We start from the raw sequence: 25,602 nt of genomic DNA, 5'->3' as shown, positions 1-25,602 counted from the left end.
ACGAAAGAGTTCGTCGGAGCATAGGCTTCGTTAGGACTACTACGCAGTCGGACACGAAGTTTCCGCATCTCTCAGGGCGCGCCATTTAAATTATTAGTAACGGGATGTAGCTCAGCTTGGTAGAGCACCTGGTTTGGGACCAGGGGGTCGCATGTTCGAATCGTGTCATCCCGATTCTTTCTTAGCTATGCGGGTGTAGTTCAATGGTAGAACTTCAGCCTTCCAAGCTGATAGCGTGGGTTCGATTCCCATCACCCGCTCCATCTTATACACTATAGTCTTTCAGCTGCTCTTACATTCGGTAAGGGTTTTTTTGTGTTTATCAGACCTTTTCAACAACTGGGGCGAAGAGGCGACATCTCAACACAAATATACGAATGTATGTTCGGTTTAAGGTTCTAACGTACGAATAGAAAGCGCTGCTTCAGTAAAACTGGATTACGGAAGTGATATCCTCTGGAGTCGTATTCAGCGGCGATCAGTTGGAGGGGGAATCAAGCGTTTGAGGTTATTCTGGACCGGGGACGGCTGAGGGTGCCCATTTCTATATAGAGATAGAGCTTAGAGCGACTGTTCTTTTCCGACATGGCCATTAGAGAGCATTTGGATGGAGTTATGCCGGTACGGGATAGCAGACTGTCAGCCGGTCTCGTAGAGCCTTGGAGGATGTCTAAGACGAAGTCGATGAAGAGATGAATGTGCCGCTGAAAAGTCGATACTCGATGTACATAGTAAAATTCAGGTTAATGGAATAGCTTGAAGCGGAAGCAATTGCTTGATTTGTGAGACTGCGGGCATGGGATAAGACGGTGTTCGAGGCGCTTCTCACCATCGGTTACATTCCGCTGCTCACGGGGGGCGGGGATTGTCACTCTGCTGTACAGGCTCCAGAGTCCAGGTAAATAAGCTGTTTCACCTCTATTACAAGCACAACGATCTCCTCCTTATGTTGGCAATGACCACTTTAACGTTATTCGGGTCGTTTTATATAGGAGATCTGCAGCTTCCCACACAGTGAACCTGTAGCGCATACCCTCGTAATGAGCTTAGCACTAGCTTGTAGTATGGGGTGAGCCGTATTGAAATAGAGCCTCCATCAGAGCCTCATTGCCTCCGTTTTAAATCGGTGAAGGTTAACGGAGTGAAGTCGGCGGATGGCATACTGGAGCAGGGCGTGACCTATGTACCGGCAAGAGCGCTGGCCGAAGCGCTGGGCGGAAGCATTCTGTACGATCCGAAGACAAGAACAGTTGAGATCCAAGTCGAAACAAGGTCAAGTAAATGATGAATTTGCAGAAAAAATAAAACTTTTTTTAGATGAGTTTCACGCTCTTTTTGCATAAAAACTGCCGAATCGGTCGGCTGCACCCCTTTTTCCATAACGATATGAGAACGATTTAAGCGATTTCCTCGATAGTTTAAAAGAAATGTAAAAAAATATACCTGTATAATTACTCATCTTGATGTATAATCTTAAAAGACTATGGCGCTTCACCGCGGAAGAAAGTTGAGGAATTTCGGTTCGATTTATTGTATGATATGAGGAAAGCTTCAAACATGACTTGGTATGAGACATTGAAACGGAAGAAGGATGGGGGGAACAGCATGACCGAACTTACGACTACCGCAGGCAAAGTCAACTCCAATAACCTGCTGCGGCGAGACGTACGGTTCCTGGGGAACATTTTGGGCGAGGTTCTGGTACATCAAGGCGGAAATGAACTGCTTGAGATCGTGGAGAAAATCCGGGAAACCAGTAAATCGTTGCGCTCAGTGTTCTTGCCTGAACTGCACAGTGAATTTAAGGAGTTAATCAATTCCCTGGATTCGGAGAACAGGCACCAGGTGATACGGGCTTTTGCCATTTATTTTCAGCTGGTGAATATCGCCGAGCAGAACCACCGGATTCGCCGCAAAAGAGACTACGAGCGCTCCGCGGGCGAAACCGTTCAGCCAGGGTCCATCGAGAGCGCGATTCAGGAACTGCGGGTACGGGATTTCTCCCCCAAGGAAGTATGGGAGATCGTAAACGGCCTGTCGCTGGAGCTGGTCATGACTGCTCATCCTACGGAAGCGATGCGCCGGGCGATTCTGGATATCCATAAACGGATTGCGGATGATGTAACGGGGCTGGACGATCCGACTCTGACTTACCGGGAACGGGAACAGCTTCGCGAGAAGCTGCTGAACGAGGTTATTACGCTTTGGCAGACTGATGAGCTGCGCGACCGCAAGCCGACGGTGCTTGACGAAGTGCGGAACGGGATGTATTACTTCCATGAGACGATTTTCCATGTGTTGCCGGACGTCTATCAAGAACTGGAGCGATGTTTAAGCAAATACTATCCGGGCCAGAATTGGCATGTTCCGACGTATCTGCGGTTTGGCTCCTGGATCGGCGGCGACCGTGACGGCAATCCTTCGGTGACCTCGTCGGTAACGCTCCAGACGCTGAGACTGCAGCGCATTCTGGCTGTACGGGAATACCAGCGCATCATGCGCCAACTGATTCAGTACCTGAGCTTCAGCACCAGCATCGTGAAGGTAACGCCGGAACTGCTGGAATCGATCGAGAAAGACAAGGCGATCATCAAGCTGGAGCGCGGAGACGCGTGGCGGAACGCCAACGAGCCTTACCGGATTAAGCTCAGCTACATGATCTCGAAGATACAGAACGTGCTGGACGACGAGAAGAAGGGTTCGCTAGAACGTTACGCATCGCCTGACGAGCTTATCCAAGATTTGAACATTATCGACCGCAGTCTGCGGCATCACTTTGCCGATTATGTTGCGGATACCTATATCAAGAAATTGGTCCGCCAGGTTGAGTTGTTTGGGTTCCATACCGCAACGCTCGACATCCGTCAGCACAGCCAGGAACATGAGAATGCGATGAGAGAGATTTTGGCGAAAATGGACATCACGCCGGACTACTCCAAGCTTTCGGAGGACGAGAAGATTGAGCTGCTGGAGAAGCTGCTGCATGATCCGCGTCCGCTGACCTCCCCTTATCAGGAGTACAGCGAGAGCACGCAGGAGTGCCTGGCCGTCTACCGTACCATTCATACAGCGCAGACGGAATACGGACAGAACTGCATTACCAGCTACCTGATCAGTATGGCTGAGGCCGCGAGCGATATTCTGGAGGTTATGGTATTCGCCAAGGAAGTCGGATTGTTCCGTATGGAAAATGACGGCAGCGTCACCTGCACGCTTCAGGCCGTTCCGCTGTTCGAGACGATCGACGATCTTCATGCGGCTCCGGATATCATGCGCAGAATCTTCGGGCTTCCGGTCTACCGGCAAGCTGTTACAGCCATGAGCAATCTTCAGGAGATTATGCTGGGCTACTCGGACAGCAACAAGGACGGCGGCGTGGTTACCGCCAACTGGGAACTGCGCATTGCCATGAAGGGTCTGACAGCGATGGCCGACGAATTCGGCATCAAGCTGAAATTCTTCCATGGCCGCGGCGGAGCGCTCGGAAGAGGCGGCATGCCGCTGAACCGCAGCATTCTTGCCCAGCCGGCTTCGACCATCGGTGGCGGAATCAAGATCACGGAGCAGGGCGAGGTTATTTCCTCCCGCTACTCCATGAAGGGTATTGCCTACCGAAGCCTGGAGCAGGCCACTTCGGCGCTCGTGATCGCGGCGATCAACGCTAGGACGCCGCACAGTGATTTGTACGAGGACAAATGGGAAGAAATCTGCCGGGAGATTTCCGAGGTGTCGCTGAACAAGTATCAGGATCTGATCTTCCGCGATCCGGATTTCCTGAGCTTCTTCAAGGAATCCACGCCGCTTCCGGAAATCGGCGAGCTGAATATCGGCTCCCGTCCTTCGAAGCGCAAGAACAGCGACCGCTTCGAGGATCTGCGGGCGATTCCGTGGGTATTCTCCTGGACACAGAGCCGCTATCTGCTGCCCGCCTGGTATGCAGCGGGAACGGGACTGCAGAGCTTCTATGATAATAAGGAAGAGAATCTCAAGATTCTTCAGCATATGTATGAGCATTTCTCTTTCTTCACAAGCCTGGTTGATACGCTCCAGATGGCGATTGCCAAGGCGGATCTTATCATCGCCAAGGAATATGCCGAAATGGGCAAGAATGAAGAGGCCCGCAGACGGATTTACGGACAGATCGAACAGGAATTCCGTCTGACCTCCGAGCTCATCCTGAAGATTACAGGGCAGCAGGATATTCTGGACAACGTTCCGGTCATCCAGGAGTCCATCCGGCTGCGGAATCCTTATGTCGATCCTCTTAGCTATTTGCAGGTTCAGCTTCTTACGGAGCTTCGGGCGCTGCGCGAACAGGAGCAGGATGATCCTGAGCTTCTGCGCGAGGTGCTGCTCACGATCAACGGAATTGCTGCGGGCCTCCGGAATACCGGCTGATTGCTTGCGGCTCTACATGCCCGCCTTCCTGTATGGGAGGGCGGGCTTTTTGGCTTCTCCGATTTGTCCCGGTAAAGTCTTGATTTTTAAGAGCCGTTGAATTACGATTTAGATACTTGTACCGTGATTCCGGGTGTTGCTCAGACATGCCTGGGCGGCAAGTCTGGGGGAATTAACTGGTGGATAATTTGGAAGGCCGATTGACTAAGCTCGCCCTGAAGGGCGACCAGCGGGCATTTGCCGAGCTTGTCGAATTATATAAAGACAAAATTTATCATCTGGGCTACCGGATGCTGAATAACCGCCATGAAGCGGAGGATATTGTCCAGGAGACGTTTCTTCGCGTCTACCGCAATCTGGACCGCTACGATGAGAAACAGAAGTTCTCGACCTGGATCTACCGGATCGCGACCAATCTCTGCATCGACCGGCTCCGAAAGCGAAGACCTACTTATTCGCTGGATGCGGAACTTGGCGACCAGGAAGGAACGGACGGCTATTCCCTGATTCCGAGCGATAACGTTACGCCGGAGACGGAGCTGCTGCTGTCAGAGACGCAGAGTACGATTTATCAGGCGATCGATGAATTGCCGGTCAAATACCGATCAGTGATGATATTAAGGTATTTGCAGGATTTATCGCTTCAGGAAATCAGCGACGTGCTCGATATGCCGGTAACGACAATCAAGACACGGGTGCATCGGGGCCGTGAATTTTTGCGCAAAAAATTAGGGCCGCGAATGTAGCGGACTCCGCATTTTTGTGAAACTCGGATTAACCTGATACGTATGAAAGTTAAGATGGTCTTGTGCACCCGGGGGTGCATGAGGCTCTATGAAATAGCACGATGAAAGGATTGGCTCCTATGGAATGCAAACTGGCCGTCTCTATGATGCATGATTACCTGGACGACGACTTGCCCCAGCAGCAGCAGCGGGACTTGAAGGAGCATCTTCTATCCTGTACGGATTGCCGAGCGAAGTTCAAGGAACTGGAACAGACGGATATGCTGCTGTTCTCCTTGATGCATCAGCCTCCCGCAGCCTCGGATGACCTGATAGGACGCATTATGGGCGCTCTGCCGTCCTCCAAGAAGGAAAGACGATTTATCGCTTGGGTGAAGCGTCATCCGGCTCTCACAGCCGCCTCCGTGTTTCTGCTGGTCATGCTGATGAGCTCGCTCACCGTGTGGAACCAGGATAACGGGCAACTGGTCGTCAAAGGCAATGACCTGGACCAGGTTGTGATCCAGGGAGATACCGTTATCGTCCCTTCCGGCAAGAAGGTATCCGGAAACCTTACGGTCGAGAACGGCAAGACTCAGGTATACGGGGAAGTCAACGGGGATGTGACCGTGATCGACGGCTCGCTCTACCAGGCGTCCACCGCCCATATTTCCGGGCAGGTCAAAAGCATAGACCAAGCGCTCAGCTGGATTTGGTATAAAGTTACCAATATGTTCACCGACGTCGCCTACCGCTAAGGGGGGCGGCCGTCGTACATAACGGGATGCCGCGCCTCTTTTTCTCAAGGGAAAAGACGGCGCTTTTTTGGTCGTTCAGGCTTACTTTCATTTACAAATAAGGTGGATGAGATTCCCCTTTTTCAGGCAAAATATTCCGATCAGGCACTGGACTGGCCTAAACTTGCATCATGAACGTGAACGTTATAACCTAGATATGTTACACAATTAACAGAACTTTTACATAAACCCGGCTAATATGAAGTGATGGGGGTTTTAAGCGATGAGCTATTTTACGGACCTGACCTGGAAAGAGTCGATAAAGGATGTCATCGATATCCTGATCGTCAGCTATATCATATACCAAGTGCTGAACATGGTCCGCGGTACCCGTGCGATTCAGCTTCTGAAGGGGATTTTTGTACTGTTCCTTATCTGGGCGTTCAGCACGCTCTTTGATCTCTATACGTTAAAATGGTTGATGAACCAGATGTTCACCTTCGGGGTGCTGGCTGTCTTCATCATCTTTCAGCCGGAGCTTCGCCGTGGGCTGGAGCAGCTTGGCCGCGGGAAGTTCTTTGGCCGTGGGCCGGAGAACGATGAGGAGGTCAGCAAATTAATCGGAGAAGTGATTAAAGCCGTAAATTATTTAGCACGGAGAAAAATAGGGGCATTAATCGTGTTCGAACGGGAGACCGGCCTGAATGAATACAAGGAGTCGGGCATCCCTATGCATTCTCATGTAAGCTCCGAACTGCTGATCAATATATTTATTCCGAATACACCGCTTCATGACGGAGCGCTGATCATGCAGGGCAACCAGATTGCGGCGGCGGCCTGCTACTTGCCGCTGTCGGAGAATCCTTTTATCAGCAAGGAGCTGGGGACACGCCACCGGGCGGGTATCGGCATTACCGAGGTAACGGACTCCATATCCGTCATCGTATCGGAGGAGACCGGACAGATCTCGCTGGCAATCAATGGCCAGGTGGTCCGGGATATTAAGGAAGAGTCATTGATTTCCAAACTGTACGAAGAGCTTCGGGCCCGGTCTACGCTGTCGGAGAAGCGGGGCGCCTTCTGGAAGTGGAGGGGCGGAAACAATGGATAAATGGATGAACAACAACAATTTCAACAAGGTGCTCGCCCTTGCCTTGAGTATTATTTTGTGGACAATGGTTCATATCGATACCGCTTCGACTACACAGACGACCGCCCGGATGGAGACCCGGATTATCGAGAACGTTCCGATTCAACAAACCGGACTGGATGAAGATAAATACGTCCTGGAAAAGGATGCCGACAGCGTCCGCTTGGAGGTTATGGGCAAGAGCAACGATCTGACCTACCTCTTCTCTGACAATTATAAGGTCACGCTGGACCTGAGCCATGTGGAGCCGGGTACGGCTACCGTCTCGCTCAAGTATTCGCTGCCGCGCGGTGTGCAGCTGATCTCGATCGATCCCGCTGAAGTGCATGTGCATATCGAGGAACGGAGTGAGAAGTCTTTTCCCGTTACAGTAGTAACCAAGGGAACGCCGGCGGCAGGCTATCAGGCGGGAACGCCGGTTACGGAGCCTTCAACCGTGAAGGTTACGCTCCCCGCAAGCGAGCTGGCCAGTGTCGCCAAGGTTCAGGGTGTCGTCGAACTGGATGGGCTGAATGAATCCGTATCGGGCAAGAAAGTGAAGCTGGCGGCTTATGACGCAGACGGCGGCGAAATCAAGGATGCGGAGCTTGATCCTTCGTCGGTCAGTGTGGACGTGCCAGTTACGCTCCCGTTCAAGAGTGTTCCGCTAAGCATCGGTTATACCGGGAGTCTCCCGGATTCCCTGGTGCTCTCAAGCGTCAAGCCGGAGACAGACAAGATAACCGTCTACGGGCAGGAGAAGGATCTTCAAGCCGTTACTTCCTATCAGGCTACCCTCGATCTGGGGACGGTCAAATCGGCTGGAACGACGACGGTCGAGCTGGAGCTTAAGCCTCCGGAAGGCGTCAGCGAGGTGGCGCCGAAGACGATAAAGGTCGCGGTCGTCGCTTCCGAGGTGGCAGAGAGGACGATTTCGGATATCCCGGTAACCGTTGAAGGGGCTGCAAGCGGCTTGTCAGCGATACTTACAGCCCCCTCCAGCCGCACTATATCGCTTACACTGTCCGGAGCAAGCTCTCTGCTGGACGGGCTGAGAAAAGACGATATCAAGGCGGTAGCCGATGTAAGCAGTCTGGGGGCGGGGGACCACGATGTTCCGGTTAAAGTGACGCTGCCGAGCTTCATTGAGCTGAGCGGTTCGGGAGCCCCGGTAGTGACGGTAAAAGTAACGTCGGCTACCTACGCTTCGCCATCGCCTACTCCGGAGGGCGCTCCTGCCGTCACCGTGTCGCCTCAGCCGAGTGCTGAGCCCGTTACCGGAAGTGAAGACAGCGTCTCCGCGCCAGGCGATAATCCGGAGCCTTCGCCCCAGCCATCCGCAACGGCTTCTCCTGAGAATACCAATGAAGGTGTCGGAGAAGCTTCCGAACAGCCAGCTGTACAATAGCCGTTTGCCAAGGCGAACGGACGCGGGCCTGAAATCATATAGTACGAATATTAAGCTGTAGCAGCATAACAAAGGAGAACAGACAAGAATGGGTAAGTATTTTGGAACCGACGGTGTTCGGGGAGTCGCGAATCGTGAACTGACAGCGGAGATGGCATACAGCATCGGACGCTGCGGGGGATATGTATTAACAGGCAATGTAGAGAAGCCCAAGGTGGTCATCGGAATGGACACGCGGATTTCCGGTCCGCTGCTGGAATCGGCGCTCGTGGCAGGCATGCTGTCCATCGGAGCGGAAGTCATCCGTCTGGGCGTTGTGACAACGCCGGCCGTTGCCTACATTACGCGTCTGCTCAAAGCGGACGCAGGGGTTATGATCTCAGCCTCCCATAATCCGGTTGAAGATAATGGTATCAAGTTCTTCGGTGCAGACGGCTTCAAGCTTTCAGATGAAACCGAGCTGCGCATTGAAGAATTAATGGATGCAGAGATTGACGAGCTTCCTCGTCCGATCGGGTCCGGCCTGGGCACGGTGAAGGTGGATGCCGAGTCGAAATATGACTATCTCAATCATTTGAAGACGACGATTTCCCACCGCTTCGAAGGCCTCAAGGTCGTTCTGGACTGCGCGCATGGAGCGGCTTATGAGCTGGCTCCGAAGCTCTTCAAGGAGTTGGGCGCCGAGGTTCATGCGATTGGCGCGGAGCCGGACGGGCTCAATATTAACGACGGATTCGGTTCCACCCATCCCGAGAAGCTTCGCGGTGAAGTGCTTCGTCTCGGAGCTGATCTGGGGCTGGCCTTTGACGGCGATGCCGACCGTCTGATCGCCATCGATGACAAGGGCGAGGAGATCGACGGAGACTTCATTCTGTGCATCTGCGGTGATGCGATGAACCGCACCGGCAAGCTGAAGGACGGCACGATCGTGTCGACGGTCATGAGCAACATCGGCTTTTACAAAGCAACGGAGAAGCTGTCCTTGAAGACGGCCAAGACAGCGGTCGGCGACCGTTACGTCATGGAAGAAATGCGGCGCGGCGGCTATAACCTGGGCGGAGAGCAATCGGGCCATGTTATTTTTCTCGATTACAATACGACGGGAGACGGCATTCTGACTGCAATCCAACTGGTGGATACGCTGCTCGCTTCCGGAAAGAAGCTGAGCGAGCTCAAAACGATGATGACCAAATACCCTCAGGTGCTCGTCAACGTCCGTGTACAGGATAAGAGCAACTACCCGAATAACACGGCTATCGAAGCGGCAATCTCGGATGTAGAGGGCAAGCTGGGCTCGAACGGCCGGGTGCTGGTGCGTCCTTCCGGTACGGAGCCGCTGATCCGCGTGATGGCGGAGGGGCCGGTCAAGGAAGAGCTGGATCTTTTTGTCGGCCAAATTGTGGAAGTTGTTCAGCGCGAGCTGGTCTAATCATATAATCATGTTACGGTCCTGCTTGGATGAGGTGGGCAGGGCCGGTCTTTAAATAAAAATGTGACATCATGAGTAAATCATTTGCCAAAGCGGCAGTACGTGCATATAATAGACTATGTTCTTTATTCAGGAAGAGAAAGCGGGGGTCGTGAGGTTCACACAACGTAAGCGCCAGAGCTTGAGGCTGCGCGGGGGAGAAGGATGATCTTGGCGTCTGTTAGTCAGACGTTAGCGATACCGGATCACGGCAGAGCAAGCTGACGAGGTGGAGGTGTTCGAAATGTTCGGCGGGGACCTCCCGGTACAGCGCCAGACCGTAAGCGGAAGCGGAAAACGAACAGGGCAACCGTTCAGACAACGCTTTTGTGGGCGTATGACATGCGGACTTATCTTTGGGTATGCATGACGGAAGAAGATCATCTGCGTGCGGCAGAGCGAAAGACTGTGCATTTCCAATTGTGAGTTATTACATTTGACAGGTTATTTTGTTGAGCATTGACAACAGAATATTTGCTTTTTCTCAAAACATGCCGCACGGCACGTTTCTTTCCTCATGCTGCCATTCATTTATATTCCAATGGACGGGGGAAATTATTTATGTGTGGTATTGTAGGATATATCGGTAATCAGAATTCGCAGGGAATCCTGGTGGAAGGTCTGAAGAAGCTGGAGTACCGCGGTTACGATTCGGCTGGCATCGCTGTGTTCACGAAAGACGGATTGCAGATCGTGAAATCGCTCGGACGCCTGGCTAACCTGGAGAACAAGCTGGAGGGCCATCCGCTGGTCGGCAGCGCCGGCATCGGACATACGCGCTGGGCTACACATGGCAAGCCTTCGGACGCGAACTCGCATCCGCATACGGATGAGACTCATAAATTCTCTGTCGTTCATAACGGCATCATCGAAAATTATCTGGAGCTCAAGGAGCAATTGATGGCGGAAGGCCGTCATTTCAGCTCTGAAACGGACACCGAGGTTATCTCCCATCTTATCGCTCGCGAGTATGATGGTGACATCGTCAAGGCTGTGCAAAAAGCGATCCAATTCATGCGCGGCGCGTTCGCACTGGGCGTTCTGACGGAATATGAGCCGGATAAACTGGTTGCCGTTCGTCAAGCCAGCCCGCTGATTATCGGTTTGGGCGATGGCGAGAATTTCATTGGTTCGGACATTCCCGCTCTGTTGGAATACACCCGTAACGTGTACATCCTGAACGACGGCGAAATGGCTGTATTGTCAAGAGATGCTGTCGAACTGATGACGATTGAAGGCAACTTTATTTCTCGGGAAATGATTACTGTCGATTGGGATGCGGTAACCGCGGAAAAAGGCGGCTATGAGCATTTCATGCTGAAAGAGATCCATGAACAGCCGAAGGCTTACCGCGACACCATGCTGGGACGCATGAATCCGGAAGGCACGAAGGTGATTCTGCCCGAGCTTAAGATGACCGAAGAGCAGATCAAGAATATCAAGAACGTTCAGATCGTCGCCTGCGGAACGGCCTACCATGCCGGTCTGGTCGGACGCAATCTGATCGAATCGCTGGCTCGCATTCCGGTAGAGAATGATATCGCTTCGGAATACCGCTATCGCTCGCCAATCGTGACGCCGGAGACGCTGGTAATCGTAGTCAGCCAATCGGGCGAAACGGCCGATACACTGGCTGCCCTTCGTGAAGGCCATGCCAACGGCGCGCATGTGCTTGCTATCACCAACGTGGTCGGCAGCTCCATTGCTCGTGAAGCGGACGATGTTCTCGTGACGCTGGCTGGACCCGAAATCGCCGTGGCTTCAACCAAGGCTTATACTTCCCAGATTATTGCCTTCGCACTCTTTGCCCTGTATTTGGCAGAGGTTCGCGGTACGCAATCCGAGAAGGAAATCGCTCATATTCTGGCCGCTATGCAGTCGCTGCCGGAGCAGGTGGAATCCATTCTGGAGAAGAAGGACGACATCAAGGCTTATGCTGAACACATTTCGAAGCATGAGCATCTGTTCTACCTCGGCCGCGGTGTCGATTATGCCGTTGCGCAGGAGAGCTCCCTCAAGCTGAAGGAAATCTCCTATATCCACTCCGAAGCTTATGCGGCAGGTGAGTTGAAACACGGTACTCTCGCGCTGATTGAAGAAGGCGTACCGGTTATCGCGTTGGCTACCCAGGAAGCGGTGCTGGAGAAGACGGTAAGCAACATCAAGGAAGTCAAGGCTCGCGGCGGCGAAGTGTTAGCCATCACGCATCAGGAGCATGTCAATGACCTGCTGAAATCGGTTGACCGGGTCATTGCCATTCCGAAGACGCTGCCGATGCTGACTCCGGCCCTGTCGATTGTCACCACGCAATTGCTGGCTTACTACGCTTCCCTGGCCCTCGGCCATGATGTCGACAAGCCAAGAAATTTGGCGAAGAGCGTGACGGTTGAGTAAGGGATTTCGGGTGGAACAGTGATATAAAAGTTGGTCTGAAGGTTAATCATACGTTTGCTTCTGGATAAAATAGGACTGAAATTGCTAAGATTTAAATAAATAAAATTTTTAGCTAATGGCTTCGCCTATTGTAATCAAATGGCGAAGCCATTAGTCTTTTTTAAGGGGAATACTGCGAATAAAGGATGGGCTACCCGGGAGGAAGGATATTTCTGGAGGTTAAAAGCGACTGGGAACTCATTGCAAATCTGTTCTGACTTTCAATTTCATGTAGAATATTGTTCATGCTGTAACCTCGGTTGGCAATCACAGTCTTTCTAGTGAGATTCCATTACGTCCCCGACCGTTTGAAACTGCTAAACTATGGAACTGAAAGGATTGTCTCTTTTATTTAGTATTGAAATACTCGATTTTATTGTGGTATTATTTAGGAGTAAGTTCCTAGTGCTAGAGGGTGGTATATTGATTGAAACATTTTGGAATATTTGCTTGCTTCATAACATTAGCACAAGAGATCAACTGCTACGAGAAGCCGTGCGAGTTGTTCAGACGAATAGAGCGTTACAGTTGCAGGGTGCAGCACACAATTCTATTCTGGAACCTGAAACGCTATTCCAGTGGATGAATCAGTATGCGGGTGAGCGTGAGTTTGGACATTTTCCTGGTGATCGGGATTTGTTCTTTAGACTCTATCAAGTAGGCAAAGAGATGGATTTATTAGACTATGCCATACAGACGATTCAGCAAGACCGAGTAACAGGCGGGATTATTGTTCATACGAGCTTAATGAACAGATTTAAAGACATGTGTGAACGATACCACTATCGAACGCTGTTGATTGCAGAAGCAGAGAAATACTTGCGCGGTCTGGCCGAAAATCAATTGTACAAGCTCCCGTTTACGATTACGTTGATAACCGAGAATTACATCATTGCCAAGCTGTTGAAGACTTATTTTGAGTCTTATCCGAATGTCCGTATTATTCAGGGATCGATTTATCAACCATTGCCTCTGTCCGAGAAGGTTGACGCTATCTTAACCATTCCGAAATTCGGAATAAAGATGGATGAGGTTGAAGATGCAATTATTAGAGACTCGGAAGGCGTTGCCGTCAATCACTTAATCCCACTGTTACAAGATAACGGGAGAATAAGTGTTACACTCCCTGCACGAATGTTGTTCCAATCCGGGCCTAACGCGCAGTGGCGAGAACAGATAAATAAGTCGACTCCTGTCCAAACCTTACATATGCTGCCTGATGGGTTGTTTCGGCCTTATCTGTCGGTCAAGACTTATCAGGTTGAGTTTGGAAGGTCGCCTTCACAGCAAGTGATTATAGGTCGTCTACAGCTTCAGAAGATGTTCTTGGAACCAGAACGAGAAATTTCAGTTCACGCTGAAGCTTTTGCACGGCTGGAGAACTGGCGAATAGATATGCTGCTTGATGAAGATCAAGATACGTTGAAATCTTTTCAAGAAGCGCCTGTTCCTAAGGTGAAATTAAGGGATGTGGCAGATATATTCCGGGGCAAATCTGTTCTCAAGCAAGATCTTAGAGCAGGCAACATCAAAGTATTAAATATCTCCAACATAGAAGAGGGCGAAGTGCAAACGGATCAATTGGAGACGATAGATGAAGAAGCGCGGAAGATCAAACGTTATGAAATCCTACCCGGTGATCTGGTCATGGCTTGTCGAGGCACGGTGAATAAACTGGCTGTCTTTCCAGAAACAGAAGGAACGGTAATAGCTTCTGCCAACATTATTGTCATTCGATTTAAAGAGTCCATTATTAGCGGATATGCCAGGATATTCCTGGAAAGTCCGGTGGGAACGACACTGATCCAGAGCTTCCAGCGAGGGACAACCGTTCTGAATTTGAATCCCTCAGATGTGGGAGAAATAGAACTCCCGCTCCTTCCCCGCGACGAGCAGAATAATCGAGTCAATCGCTATAATGAGGAAAAAGAACGGTTCAAGCAAAAGATTCGTGAGGCAACTGATAGATGGGGGCAAGTAAAGAACGAAATTTACAGCGAGCTCTACTGAGGAGGAAGCAAAAATGGCAACAGCGAATCTAGGTTTTGAAGAAAAATTGTGGAGCATGGCCGACAAGCTGCGGGGCAGCATGGATTCGGCAGAGTATAAGCATGTCGTCTTAGGCCTGTTATTCCTTAAATATGTATCGGATGCTTTTGAAGAGAAATATGAAGCACTGAAGAATGAACCCTATGCGGATCCGGAAGATCGCGATGAATATGTAGCCGCTAATATCTTCTGGGTACCGAAGGATGCTCGTTGGAGCCACATCAAGAACAATGCGAAGAAGCCGGAAATTGGTCAAATTATTGACCAGGCAATGGTCGACATTGAGAAGGAGAACGCATCGCTGAAAGGTGTTTTGCCGAAGGACTATGCAAGACCCGCTCTGGATAAAACACGCCTTGGTGAAGTTATAGACTTGTTCTCATTCAAAGTTGGCGATGAAGATAGTCGTTCCAAAGACGTACTTGGCCGGGTTTATGAGTACTTCCTTAGCAAATTTGCCAGCGCTGAAGGTAAGAACGGCGGCGAGTTTTACACGCCGAACAGTGTTGTCCGCCTGCTCGTCGAGATGATTGAGCCATTCAAGGGCCGTGTCTATGACCCATGCTGCGGATCGGGCGGAATGTTCGTTCAGAGTGAGAAGTTCGTCGAGGAGCATCAGGGTAAGCTCGGAGATATCGCTGTATATGGTCAAGAGTCGAACCCGACAACCTGGAAGCTGTGCAAAATGAACTTGGCGATCCGCGGAATCGACAGCAACTTGGGCGAACATCATGCAGATACATTTCATAATGATCTGCACAAGAATTTGAAGGCAGATTACATCCTGGCCAATCCTCCATTCAATATTAGTGACTGGGGCGGCGATAGACTCACCGATGACGCCCGTTGGTCGTATGGCATTCCGCCGGCAGGCAATGCCAACTACGCCTGGATTCAGCATATGGTGAACAAGCTGGCTCCAAGCGGTGTGGCCGGCTTCGTGTTGGCAAATGGTTCGATGTCTACGAGTACAACGGCTGAATGGGACATTCGGAGCAAACTGGTTAACGCGGATTTGGTGGACTGCATTGTTACGCTGCCGGGACAGTTGTTCTACTCGACCCAAATTCCAGTCTGCCTTTGGTTTATGACGAAGAATAAGGCTCCACGAGGGCTTCGTGATCATCGCGGCGAAATTCTGTTTATCGATGCGCGTAAAATGGGGAGAATGGCTGACCGTACGCATCGTGAGCTGACGTTGGGGGATGTCAAGAAGATAGCGGATACTTACCACGCCTGGCGTGGACAGACTGAGGCCGGAGTTTATGAGGACGTTAAGGGTTTTTGCAAAGCTGCAAAACTTGCGGAAGTGCAGGAGCATGAGTATATATTGACTCCTGGGCGATATGTAGGTATTGAGGATGTCGAAGAGGACAGCGAGCCGTTTGAGGATAAGATGGCAAGGCTGACATCGGAGTTGGCGGAGAGATTCGCAAAATCGCGGCATCTGGAAGATGAGATTCGCAAGCAGCTTGGGGGGATTGGGTTTGAATTCTGAATGGGAAGAAAAGAAACTCGAAGAGTTAGCTGTTAATCTAAATAGCAAACGCGTCCCATTATCTTCAAGGGAAAGAGAAAGATTGAAAAAGGTATATCCATATTATGGTGCACAAGGGATAATTGATTATGTGGAAAATTACCTTTTTGATGGAGAATATTTATTGATTGCAGAGGATGGCGAAAATCTAAAATCAAAAAAACAACATATTGCTAACATAGCTAAGGGCAAGTTCTGGGTTAATAATCACGCCCATATTCTGCTAAACAATGATCTATCCGATCTATACTTTCTATACTATTACATTAATAATACTGATATTAGCGGTTATATTACAGGGTCTGTACAACCAAAACTTACAAAAGCAAATCTAAACATGGTAAAAGTATTACTTCCATCGTTGCCAGAACAAAGGGGAATATCAAAAATATTAAAGGCAATCGATGATAAAATTGAACTCAACAACGCCATTAACAAAAACCTAGAAGAAATGGCCCAAGCCCTTTTCAAACGCTGGTTTGTAGATTTTGAGTTCTCGAATGAAAACGGTGAACCTTATAAGTCTAGCGGAGGTGAGTTTGAGGAAAGTGAGTTGGGGTTGATTCCAAAGGGGTGGAGAGTTTCCATTTTAGAGGAATTTTGCAATATTAGCACTGAAGGGGTTAACCCACATCTACTGACTGATAAAGTGTTTGAGCATTATAGTATTCCTGCCTTTGATGATGGTAAATTGCCTGTATTTGAACTGGGAGCTTCTATAAAGAGTAACAAGTATAAGGTGCATAGAAACTCAATTCTAGTTTCAAAGTTAAATCCTGAAACCAAAAGAGTATGGAGGCCCTACTGTATAACTGAAGATACAATTTGTTCTACAGAATTCATGAATTATTTACCCAAAGATCCGGAGACTTTTGCATTCTGTTATTCTGTATTTAACTCTGAATCGTTTTATCAATTCCTTATCAGCAATACAACCGGATCTACTAACAGCCGTCAAAGGGCAAAACCTAAAGCAACCTTGAATTATAGAATGCCCGTAGGGAATAAATCAATCATCACACTATTCAGTAAAACAGTAGAAGCGATATTTGAACAGATATCTGGGCTTGGCTTACAGAATAAGCAATTGGCGGACATTCGCGACTCTCTCCTCCCCAAACTCATGTCAGGAGAAGTCCGAGTTCCCTTGAATAAGGAATATCCCATTTCTCAATCTTCCGACCTGCCCCTGGCAGCCGAAAGTAACGCCCAATACTCCACTACCTAACTAAAGGAGGTGCACCATGGCCCTATACACCACATCCTACACCGAGAGCGACTTGGAACAAGCGGCTCTGGAATGGTTCGAAGAACTGAACTACAACAAAGCCTACGGTCCGGAGATTTCACCTGAAGGAGAATACCCTGAAAGGCAGTTTTATCAGGACGTCATCCTAGAAGAACGCCTACGTGAAGCCCTTATCCGTATTAACAAGCATCTGCCGCGTGAGGCCATCGAGGAAGCAATTCGTATCATCGAAGTGCCTCGCAGTCCAAGCTTGATGATCAACAACAAAGCAATCCAGAAGATGATTACGGACGGCATCGATGTCCAGTATCGGAACGCCAACGGCGATTATCCGACCGAGAAAGTCCGGTTGTTTGATACGCATCCGGACCGCGTTGACAATAATGATTTTCTTGTGGTGAATCAGTTTACGGTGATTGAGAACCAGGTCGATAAACGCCCGGATGTTGTGGTGTTCGTCAATGGCCTTCCGATAGCGGTTCTGGAGCTGAAGAGCGCTTCAAATGAAGAAGTGGGAATCAGTGATGCGTATAATCAGGTGCAGACTTATAAAAAGGCGATCCCGTCCCTATTCACATACAATTCCTTTATGGTCATCAGTGACGGGGTCAATGCCAGAGTAGGGACACTGACGGCTGACGAGGAACGATTCATGATGTGGCGAACCATTGATGGAGAGGATGTTGCATCCTCCTCCCTGCCGCAGCTCGAAGTGCTGATTAAGGGCATGTTCGAGAAAAACCGGCTGCTCGACATCATCAAGCATTTTGTTTTATTTCAGACAGATGGTGAACATCTATTCAAAATATTGGCCGGATACCATCAGTATCATGCCACGAATAAGGCGATTGCGGCTACAGAAAGAGCGACACTGGAAGAAGGCGACCGCAAGATCGGCGTCATCTGGCATACGCAGGGTTCTGGTAAAAGCCTATCAATGGTCTTCTATGCAGGTAAACTGGTCCTGACTCTTGATAACCCGACGATTGTCGTTGTAACAGACCGTAATGATCTGGATGATCAGTTGTATGCCACATTTAGCAAGTCGAATGACTTGCTCCGCCAAACTCCGCAACACGCCGAAGACCGTACTCACTTAAAGCAGCTGCTGTCGGTAGAATCGGGCGGGATTATTTTTACAACCGTGCATAAGTTCTCACCTGAAGAAGGCGAATCCCAGTATCCTGTCCTCACAGACCGTCGTAATGTCATCGTAATGGCGGACGAAGCACATCGCAGTCAATACGGCTTTCAGGCGGAAATGGTCACATCGGATGAGGAAGCCAACATCAAGTACGGCTATGCGAAATATATGCGTGACGCCTTACCGAACGCTTCTTATATCGGGTATACTGGAACACCGGTTGAGTTGACGGATAAGAACACTCCAGCTGTATTTGGTGACTATATTGATATTTATGACATGACCCGCGCTGTAGAGGATGGGACGACCGTCAAGATTTACTATGAGAGCCGGATCGCCCGGTTGGAGTTGTCGGATACAGAGCGGCCGGTTATCGATGATGAATACGAAGAGATTACCGAGTATCAGGAGTATACTCAGCAAGAGAAGCTTAAGTCCAGATGGGCGCGTCTTGAAGCGCTTGCCGGTGCGGAGAAACGGATCAAAAAGGTCGCAAAGGATATGGTTGAGCATTATGAGCAGCGCCAAGGGGCCATATTCGGCAAAGCCATGATCGTCGTCATGTCGCGGCGCATTGCGATCGATCTCTACAAGGAGATTATCGCTCTTCGCCCGGACTGGCATAGTGATGACGACAACGAAGGTAAAATCAAAATCGTCATGACCGGAAGCTCAAGCGACCCTGCGGAATGGCAGCCCTATATCGGGACAAAACGGCGCCGTGAGCATCTGGCCAAACGAATGAAGGATTTAAATGACCCGCTGGGGATCGTCATCGTGAGGGATATGTGGTTGACCGGGTTTGACGTGCCAAGCATGAACACGATGTATATTGATAAGCCGATGAAGGGTCATAATCTTATGCAGGCTATTGCCCGTGTTAACCGCGTATTCCGTGACAAGCCAGGTGGCTTGATCGTAGACTATATCGGCATTGCGGATATGTTGAAGTCGGCACTCCAGCAATACACGGAAAATGACCGCAAGACTGCAGGAATTGATACGGACCAAGCAGTTGATTTCATGTTGGAGCGTATACAGCTCATTCGCGAACAATTGCATGGACATGAATTTTCGAAATATTCGTCGGAGAAAGCTTCCGAACGGATGAAGGCAATTGTTGAGACTGTTGACTATGTGCTTGGGCTCGGCGATCAAGGCAAACGCAATTTTGTTAATTGGACAACAGAGCTGGCGAAGGCTTATGCGCTATGCGCAACGACAGAGGCCGCGGAGTCGGTTAACCTGGAGATCAGCTTCTACAAAGCTGTGAAATCAGGCATCGTCAAAATCATTACCACGGAGAACAAAAAGAAAACGACTAATGAGTTGGATGCGGAGCTCAATCAGCTGATTTCCAAGTCGGTCATGTCTGATGAAGTTGTCGATATCCTCGAAGCGGTGGGCTTACAGAAGCCTAACATTGCGATTTTATCGAATGAGTTCTTGGAGCATGTTCGCGGTTTGAAGCAAAAGAACCTCGCTGTCGAACTGCTCAGAAGACTCCTTCAAGGGAAGGTGAAGGCTGTATCTCGCACAAGCATCGTGCAGTCGAAAAAATTCTCTGAAATGCTCGATGAAGCCATTCGGAAATACAACAATCGGACAATTGAGACGACGCAGGTCATTGAAGAGCTCATTCAGATGGCTAAAGAGATGAACGCAGCCGTCAAGCGAGGTGAAGATCTAGGGCTCATTAAGGAAGAAGTAGCATTCTATGATGCGCTAGCTTCTAATGAGTCGGCCAAGGAGCTAATGGGGGATCTGGTTCTCAAGCAAATCGCACACGAGTTGACTCAAGCTATCAAAAACAATATTAAGGTGGACTGGACTCTCCGGGAGAATGTCCGGGCTCAGATGCGGATTACGGTTAAGCGACTACTGAAGAAATACGGATATCCGCCAGATCTTGAAAAATTGGCAATTGATTTGGTGCTTCAACAGGCGGAGTTGATGGCACAGGCAGAGACAGAAGAATTTAAATACTAACAGACATCAGGCGTAGCTAAATGGAACCTATTAGCTACGCCCTTAATTTAATAACCACAATGGTCAGGAGATAAATATTATGGCTAATATTACTTATTCAACACAAATGGAAGATTTACTTCATCGAATTGGTATGGAAATACAATTAACACAAACTCAGTATTCAGATGCCGAAACCTCATATAATGCTGTAGCCAATGTATTGTCGGAGCATGATAAATTTAAGGATGCTAGACTCGTTATATACCCACAAGGTTCGCTTCGTATAGGTACAACTGTAAAGCCGCTCAAAGAGCAAGAATTCGATCTTGATTGTGTTTTAGAGATTGATGGGAATGAAGAAACTTTTAATGATCCAATGGAACTTCTTAATTTACTTGAGAAGATATTGCTAAGTCACGGAGTATATAGTTCCATGGTGAGCAAGAAAAATAGATGTATACGCTTAACATATGCAAGTAATTATCACATGGATATATTGCCTGCTCGACCTACAATAGGGCATGCTCCTTACTGTGTTAAAGTACCAGATAGTATAACTGGTGGTTGGAAAGATAGCAATCCAAAGGGGTATGCAACTTGGTTCGATAAAATTGCGAATGACTTTATCAAAAATGAATATTTCGAGAAAAGTGCCGAAATTCAACCGTTACCAGAATCTGAACCCGTTGAAATAAAACCACCTTTAAAGCGTGCAGTTCAATTGCTAAAACGTGGAAGAGATTTGTATTTTAAAGAAGATAGCGAACACGCTCCCATCAGTGTTATTCTCACTACTCTTGCAGCACAACATTACCAAAAGCAAGGTAGTGTTTATGAGGCGTTGTTGGGGATTCTCCAAGGAATTAATCAATTAACTAAAAATGACGAATCTATAGTAGTTTTAAACCCTACAAATCATAAAGAGATCTTCAGTGAACGATGGGATCAGAATCCAGAGCTGTATGTTGCTTTTAAAAAATTCATTGGTGATTTCCATAACTACTGGGTAGAGCTTCCTAAATTGAAAGGAGCCGGATTACTCGAAACTGGTAACTACTTGTCTAATTATTTTGGTAAGGACCTCATAGAAAAAAGTTTTACTAAAGAGGCCCAATATAAACAGGCACTTAGAGAAAAGGGGAAACTTGGAGTCTTAGCGAATGGTAGTATTTTAGCAGCAACTACCGTGCCTCACACGATACCAATTAGTAAAAACACTTTCTATGGCACACCGTAAACCTAAAGTAAAGCGGAGAAACAGAGCTGCTAAAAAGTTTTTCCGTGGGTTTAGAATTTCATTGTCTGAACAGGCCTTTGCTTTGAAACGGGTATACCCAGATTCAACAATTAGTATATGCGATAATAAACTTGTCTGGACTGGAGAATTGCAGCCAACTGAATTGAGTTGTGTCTACAAGGTTCAGATGGAGTTTACAGAGGATAAGGGGCCTTCTGTACAGGTGCTATCTCCCAAATTACAAAAAAGAGATGGAAAAGACATACCACATATGTACAGACAAAAGACACTATGCTTATACTATCCAAAATTAAAAGAATGGAGGAAAATTCAGTGGTTACATAAATCAATAATTCCATGGACTACCCTTTGGCTATACTTCTATGAAATCTGGCTATTAACTGGTAAATGGGAAGGTAAAGGGATACATCCCCCTGCTTATTACTGCAAGGACGATTATGATTATAAATAATAATTCTTAGTGTTTGGAGGAAATATACCATGTCCGTTTCCTATATTCCAGAGAGAGTAAAAGTTAGACTTTGGGGTAAAGCTGCAGGTAGATGTCAATACAAAGGGTGTAATAAGCCTCTTTGGGTAGATAGTCTAACTAAGGTTGAGTTTAATATTTCCTACATTGCTCATATTGTAGCAGATAGCCCTGATGGGCCGCGTGGAGATAAGGTTCGCTCGGAGTTACTTAAGAACGATATTTCAAACCTTATGTTAATGTGTGATGAACATCATCGGCTAATTGACAAGGAAGATGTAGTAGGTCATACAGAAGATAGACTCCTTGAGATGAAAAGAACTCATGAGCAAAGGATAGAGATGGTAACATCAATATCTGAAGATCTCAGAAGTCATATACTTCTCTATGGAGCAAATATCGGAGAACATAGTGCTCCGGTTAGTTGGGACAAGGCGGCATTTGCAATGTTTCCGGAGAATTACCCTGCTGAAAAGCCAGGAATAGAATTAAGTTTAGTAAATAGTCCTTTTCAGGATCATGAGGAATTTTACTGGCTGATGGAACGTGAAAGTTTACGACGGCAGTTCGCTGATAAAGTCAAACCTAGACTTAACGAAGGATTAGTGAAAATGTTTTCCGTTTTCGCGCTTGCCCCACAGCCATTACTCATTGAATTGGGGGTGTTACTCTCCGATATTCCATCAGTAGAAGTGTATCAACTACATAGAGAACCCCCAGACTGGAAATGGCAAGGTCACAATGAAGACTTTAAGTATATATTGAAGGAACCACAAGAATATAAACAAACAGTTGCCTTGAATTTATCTTTAAGCGCAACAATAGATAATTCTCGAATACAAGGTGTTTTAGGCGATAATATTTCCATTTGGACATTGACGATAGAAAGACCTAATAATGATTTTCTTAAGAGTAAACAGCAACTTAGGAGGTTTCGAGAGGAACTAAGATTAACATTGGATAAAATAAAATCGTTACATGGTCATGAGAATGTATTGCATATTTTTCCAGCCGCACCAGTTGCAATAGCGATCGAAATCGGTCGTATATGGATGCCTAAAGCTGATCTTCCATTACACGTGTATGATGAAAATCGTAAAATAGGTGGTTTTATAAAGGCATTTGAAGTAACTTATAGCAAATAATTGAGATGGTTATTTTATATAAAACTGTATTATTGATAGTTGTTAGTCTGTGACTTAGAGATAGTTATTGTCGCAGCTACAATGTTTGACTCAATTGTGATATGAGTCTAATACTTTATTTTCACAAATTATCCATCGATACGCCCATCCGATAATATTAGTCTACAACTTATTTCTCAATACCTGACGATTTTGTAACCAAAAAACCGCGTCAGATCAACAACCCCCAGTCTAATACTTTATTTTCTTCAGACACCAGTGAAATAAAAGTCGGGAACCAGTAAAAAAGTGTGGAACTATTACGAGCCGTCCTGTTTAGGGGATGGCTCGTTTTTTATCTGGGTTCATAACATTAAAGTTGTTGGGATTGGTTGCACGGGTTGTTAAATAGATCAGAATGCATTCATTAACACGAAGAGATATGATAAGTGGCGCATAGGACTTAAAATCCTGCGATACATGAGAGTAGCGTACGGTTTAGACCCCATCCTCGGCATACTCACAATTGAACTGCAAGTAAATAGTAAAATCCGAATTGTTTATTTGCGAAAAAATAATTGAATAAATGCACAGATGAAGTAAGACGGTGTATATTCGTTTTTCTGACTAACCTATGATACAAGGCTATTAATCCGTTGTTTTAGCGGATGAATGAATGAATTTTACATTATTATAATGAAAATAGCATTTTTAGTGTGCATATGTTTACTTATGTATTTACAAAAAAAAGTCTTGACGAAGCATTTGTGATATTGTAAATTGAATTTGCGAATTTGTTGGCAGTGACTTATGGAAGCGCTTTCTTTCGCTAGAGGAGTATTCAAAATTACATTTGTCTTGTGCTAATGAAAACTAAGGGGAGGAGACCTTGCAACAAACTGCAAGAATCATAGCATTAATATTCCCTGCTTAATGACTAGGCGAAATTGTTAAATCCAATCACGGAGATCAATTCACGCAACGTTTATACAGAGAGTAGTGCGAATGTTGTGCCTAAAAAAAGTATGTTATGCCAGAGGACAAGAATTCATCAGGAGTCGCAAGATCGGGCTTTTTTAATTTAGCAAGGGTGGAAGTCAGCATGGACAACGGAATCTATTCTGATCAGAAGGTGGTTGACCAAAATGCGAGTTCAATTAAACAAACAGCTTTCTATCTCTAAGATAGTCATCGGGTGCATGAGGATGAACGACTGGAAATTAAGCACTATGGAAATCGTCCAGTTCATAGAATGGTGCGTGGAACGAGGGATTACAACTTTTGACCATGCAGATATTTACGGGGGCGATCATAGAAACGAGGAGCTGTTTGGAGAGGCGCTGCGCATGCAACCATCCCTGCGGGAGAAGATCCAAATCGTTACCAAGTGCGACATCTGTGTTCCGAATGACAAGAATCCAGGCATTAAAACGCGCTTCTTCAACACGGATAAACAATATATTTTGACACAGGTAAATGAATCATTGGATAAGCTTCGCTGCGATTATGTTGATCTTTTACTGATTCATATGTTTGACCTGTTAATCGATCCGTCCGAGCTTAATGAAACGCTCCAGCAGCTTAGAAACGAGGGGAAAGTCAAATATTTTGGCTTGTCCAACCATAATCCCCTTGAATTTGATGCTCTGCAGAAGTATACCGACATTCAATTTGTCACGAACCAATTCATGCTCAATCCTTTGGGCATTGAAAATTACCTCAATGGCATAATGACGCATTGCCTTAAAGCAGGCATTTCTCCGATGATTTGGTCACCACTGGCAGGAGGGAGAATTTTTAAACCGGACAATCCGAAAGAGGAAAGCATGAAGAATGTTCTGGAGGACATCCGGCAGGAACTTAAACTAGAAACTGTCGACGAAGTCGTATATAAATGGATCTTCAGACACTCGTCCAACCCCGCCATAGTGCTGAGAACCGGAAAAAAGGAGCGCATAGAACGGGCCATCCGATCGGCTAGCGGTGAGGAAATGACCCGTGAACAATGGTACAAAATCCTTATAGAAGCAGGGTATAAGTTGTGGTAGTCCAAGACCACTAAGAGTATGTGAGAGCAGAGCTTATCCCTTACTACGAAGACGGGGAGTTCAAACTCTTTTACCTGCATGGCTGGAGAGAAAGTTATCGTGAAGGCCTCGAACACGGCAGGCTTCTTATACGGCCAAATCCGTATCTGATGGACAGAAACGTTATTTGTTCGGCTGGAATCCGACGACACGACAATTTGTTTTGCTGGAACCCGCCCAAAGCTTCAGACAAAGACTATGACCCTGGGATTGGGGTGGCAATATGATTGTGCATGAAATGGTTCGGCGCCTGGACGGAGCGGTTGGCGTGAACGTCCCCGCGTCCCCGAGAGGCGCTTTTTCTGGTATATCTAGCTGTCTGAAGGGATTTGTCTCACGTTCTGGGGTCAGTCCCGACACAAGTGAGGGTGCTTTATCCCTCGCTTTTTTCTTAATTGAGCATTTTGCATTAATCT

At 47.6% G+C, this 25,602-nt stretch carries 16 protein-coding genes and 2 tRNA genes; all 18 read left to right on the top strand.

Annotated elements, in window-relative coordinates; genetic code table 11:
• Positions 1-100: 100 nt before the first annotated feature.
• The 18 genes from PSTEL_RS22925 (at position 101) to PSTEL_RS22850 (ending at position 25,147) form a co-directional block, all read left to right on the top strand.
• Positions 101-174, top strand: a tRNA-Pro gene (locus PSTEL_RS22925).
• Between the two features lie 15 nt (positions 175-189).
• Positions 190-263, top strand: a tRNA-Gly gene (locus PSTEL_RS22920).
• Positions 264-1,126: 863 nt separating this feature from the next.
• Entirely contained in the window at positions 1,127-1,285 is a 159-nt protein-coding gene (locus PSTEL_RS27255; protein WP_245625014.1) for a stalk domain-containing protein, read from the top strand.
• Between the two features lie 320 nt (positions 1,286-1,605).
• Entirely contained in the window at positions 1,606-4,398 is a 2,793-nt protein-coding gene (gene ppc / locus PSTEL_RS22915) for a phosphoenolpyruvate carboxylase (RefSeq protein WP_038701545.1), read from the top strand.
• Positions 4,399-4,577: 179 nt separating this feature from the next.
• A complete protein-coding gene (gene sigW / locus PSTEL_RS22910; protein ID WP_038698951.1) occupies positions 4,578-5,144 on the top strand; it encodes an RNA polymerase sigma factor SigW in 567 nt (188 codons plus the stop codon).
• A 119-nt stretch (positions 5,145-5,263) separates the two neighbouring features.
• The gene (locus PSTEL_RS22905) at positions 5,264-5,881 is read left to right on the top strand and encodes a zf-HC2 domain-containing protein (RefSeq protein WP_038698949.1); all 618 of its coding nucleotides are present in this window, start codon (positions 5,264-5,266) and stop codon (positions 5,879-5,881) included.
• A gap of 262 nt (positions 5,882-6,143) precedes the next feature.
• Entirely contained in the window at positions 6,144-6,971 is an 828-nt protein-coding gene (cdaA, locus tag PSTEL_RS22900) for a diadenylate cyclase CdaA (RefSeq protein ID WP_038698947.1), read from the top strand.
• On the top strand, positions 6,964-8,397 hold the full coding sequence (locus PSTEL_RS22895; protein ID WP_052098896.1) for a CdaR family protein: 1,434 nt from the start codon (positions 6,964-6,966) through the stop codon (positions 8,395-8,397). Before cdaA ends, PSTEL_RS22895 begins: the two co-directional genes overlap by 8 nt.
• 88 nt (positions 8,398-8,485) lie before the next feature.
• Positions 8,486-9,826 carry a phosphoglucosamine mutase gene (gene glmM / locus PSTEL_RS22890; protein ID WP_038698945.1) on the top strand — a complete coding sequence of 447 codons (1,341 nt, stop codon included), beginning with the start codon at positions 8,486-8,488 and terminating at the stop codon, positions 9,824-9,826.
• A 600-nt stretch (positions 9,827-10,426) separates the two neighbouring features.
• Entirely contained in the window at positions 10,427-12,259 is a 1,833-nt protein-coding gene (glmS, locus tag PSTEL_RS22885; protein ID WP_038698943.1) for a glutamine--fructose-6-phosphate transaminase (isomerizing), read from the top strand.
• A gap of 363 nt (positions 12,260-12,622) precedes the next feature.
• A complete protein-coding gene (locus PSTEL_RS22880; protein ID WP_084065276.1) occupies positions 12,623-14,308 on the top strand; it encodes a restriction endonuclease subunit S in 1,686 nt (561 codons plus the stop codon).
• Positions 14,309-14,321: 13 nt separating this feature from the next.
• On the top strand, positions 14,322-15,845 hold the full coding sequence (locus tag PSTEL_RS22875) for a class I SAM-dependent DNA methyltransferase (protein WP_038698941.1): 1,524 nt from the start codon (positions 14,322-14,324) through the stop codon (positions 15,843-15,845).
• Positions 15,835-17,112, top strand: coding sequence for a restriction endonuclease subunit S (locus PSTEL_RS22870; RefSeq protein ID WP_052098891.1), 1,278 nt, complete (start codon positions 15,835-15,837; stop codon positions 17,110-17,112). The genes PSTEL_RS22875 and PSTEL_RS22870 overlap by 11 nt, the downstream gene beginning before the upstream one ends.
• 16 nt (positions 17,113-17,128) lie before the next feature.
• The gene (locus PSTEL_RS22865; RefSeq protein WP_038698939.1) at positions 17,129-20,266 is read left to right on the top strand and encodes a type I restriction endonuclease subunit R; all 3,138 of its coding nucleotides are present in this window, start codon (positions 17,129-17,131) and stop codon (positions 20,264-20,266) included.
• A 79-nt stretch (positions 20,267-20,345) separates the two neighbouring features.
• Complete coding sequence (locus tag PSTEL_RS22860) at positions 20,346-21,485, top strand: nucleotidyltransferase domain-containing protein (protein ID WP_038698937.1); 1,140 nt, start codon at positions 20,346-20,348, stop codon at positions 21,483-21,485.
• On the top strand, positions 21,472-21,957 hold the full coding sequence (locus tag PSTEL_RS27765; RefSeq protein WP_156995944.1) for a type II CBASS E2 protein: 486 nt from the start codon (positions 21,472-21,474) through the stop codon (positions 21,955-21,957). The genes PSTEL_RS22860 and PSTEL_RS27765 overlap by 14 nt, the downstream gene beginning before the upstream one ends.
• Before the next feature lie 29 nt (positions 21,958-21,986).
• Positions 21,987-23,120 (top strand): SAVED domain-containing protein, encoded by a 1,134-nt coding sequence (locus PSTEL_RS22855; protein ID WP_038698935.1) that lies wholly within the window; start codon positions 21,987-21,989, stop codon positions 23,118-23,120.
• A 1,124-nt stretch (positions 23,121-24,244) separates the two neighbouring features.
• Positions 24,245-25,147, top strand: coding sequence for an aldo/keto reductase (locus PSTEL_RS22850; protein ID WP_038698933.1), 903 nt, complete (start codon positions 24,245-24,247; stop codon positions 25,145-25,147).
• The last annotated feature ends 455 nt before the right edge of the window (positions 25,148-25,602 follow it).

It is taken from the genome of Paenibacillus stellifer, assembly GCF_000758685.1.
Lineage (GTDB): Bacteria > Bacillota > Bacilli > Paenibacillales > Paenibacillaceae > Paenibacillus_AQ > Paenibacillus_AQ stellifer.
Note: the sequence above shows the minus strand (reverse complement) of the source record. Positions and strands in the feature narration are given on the sequence as shown.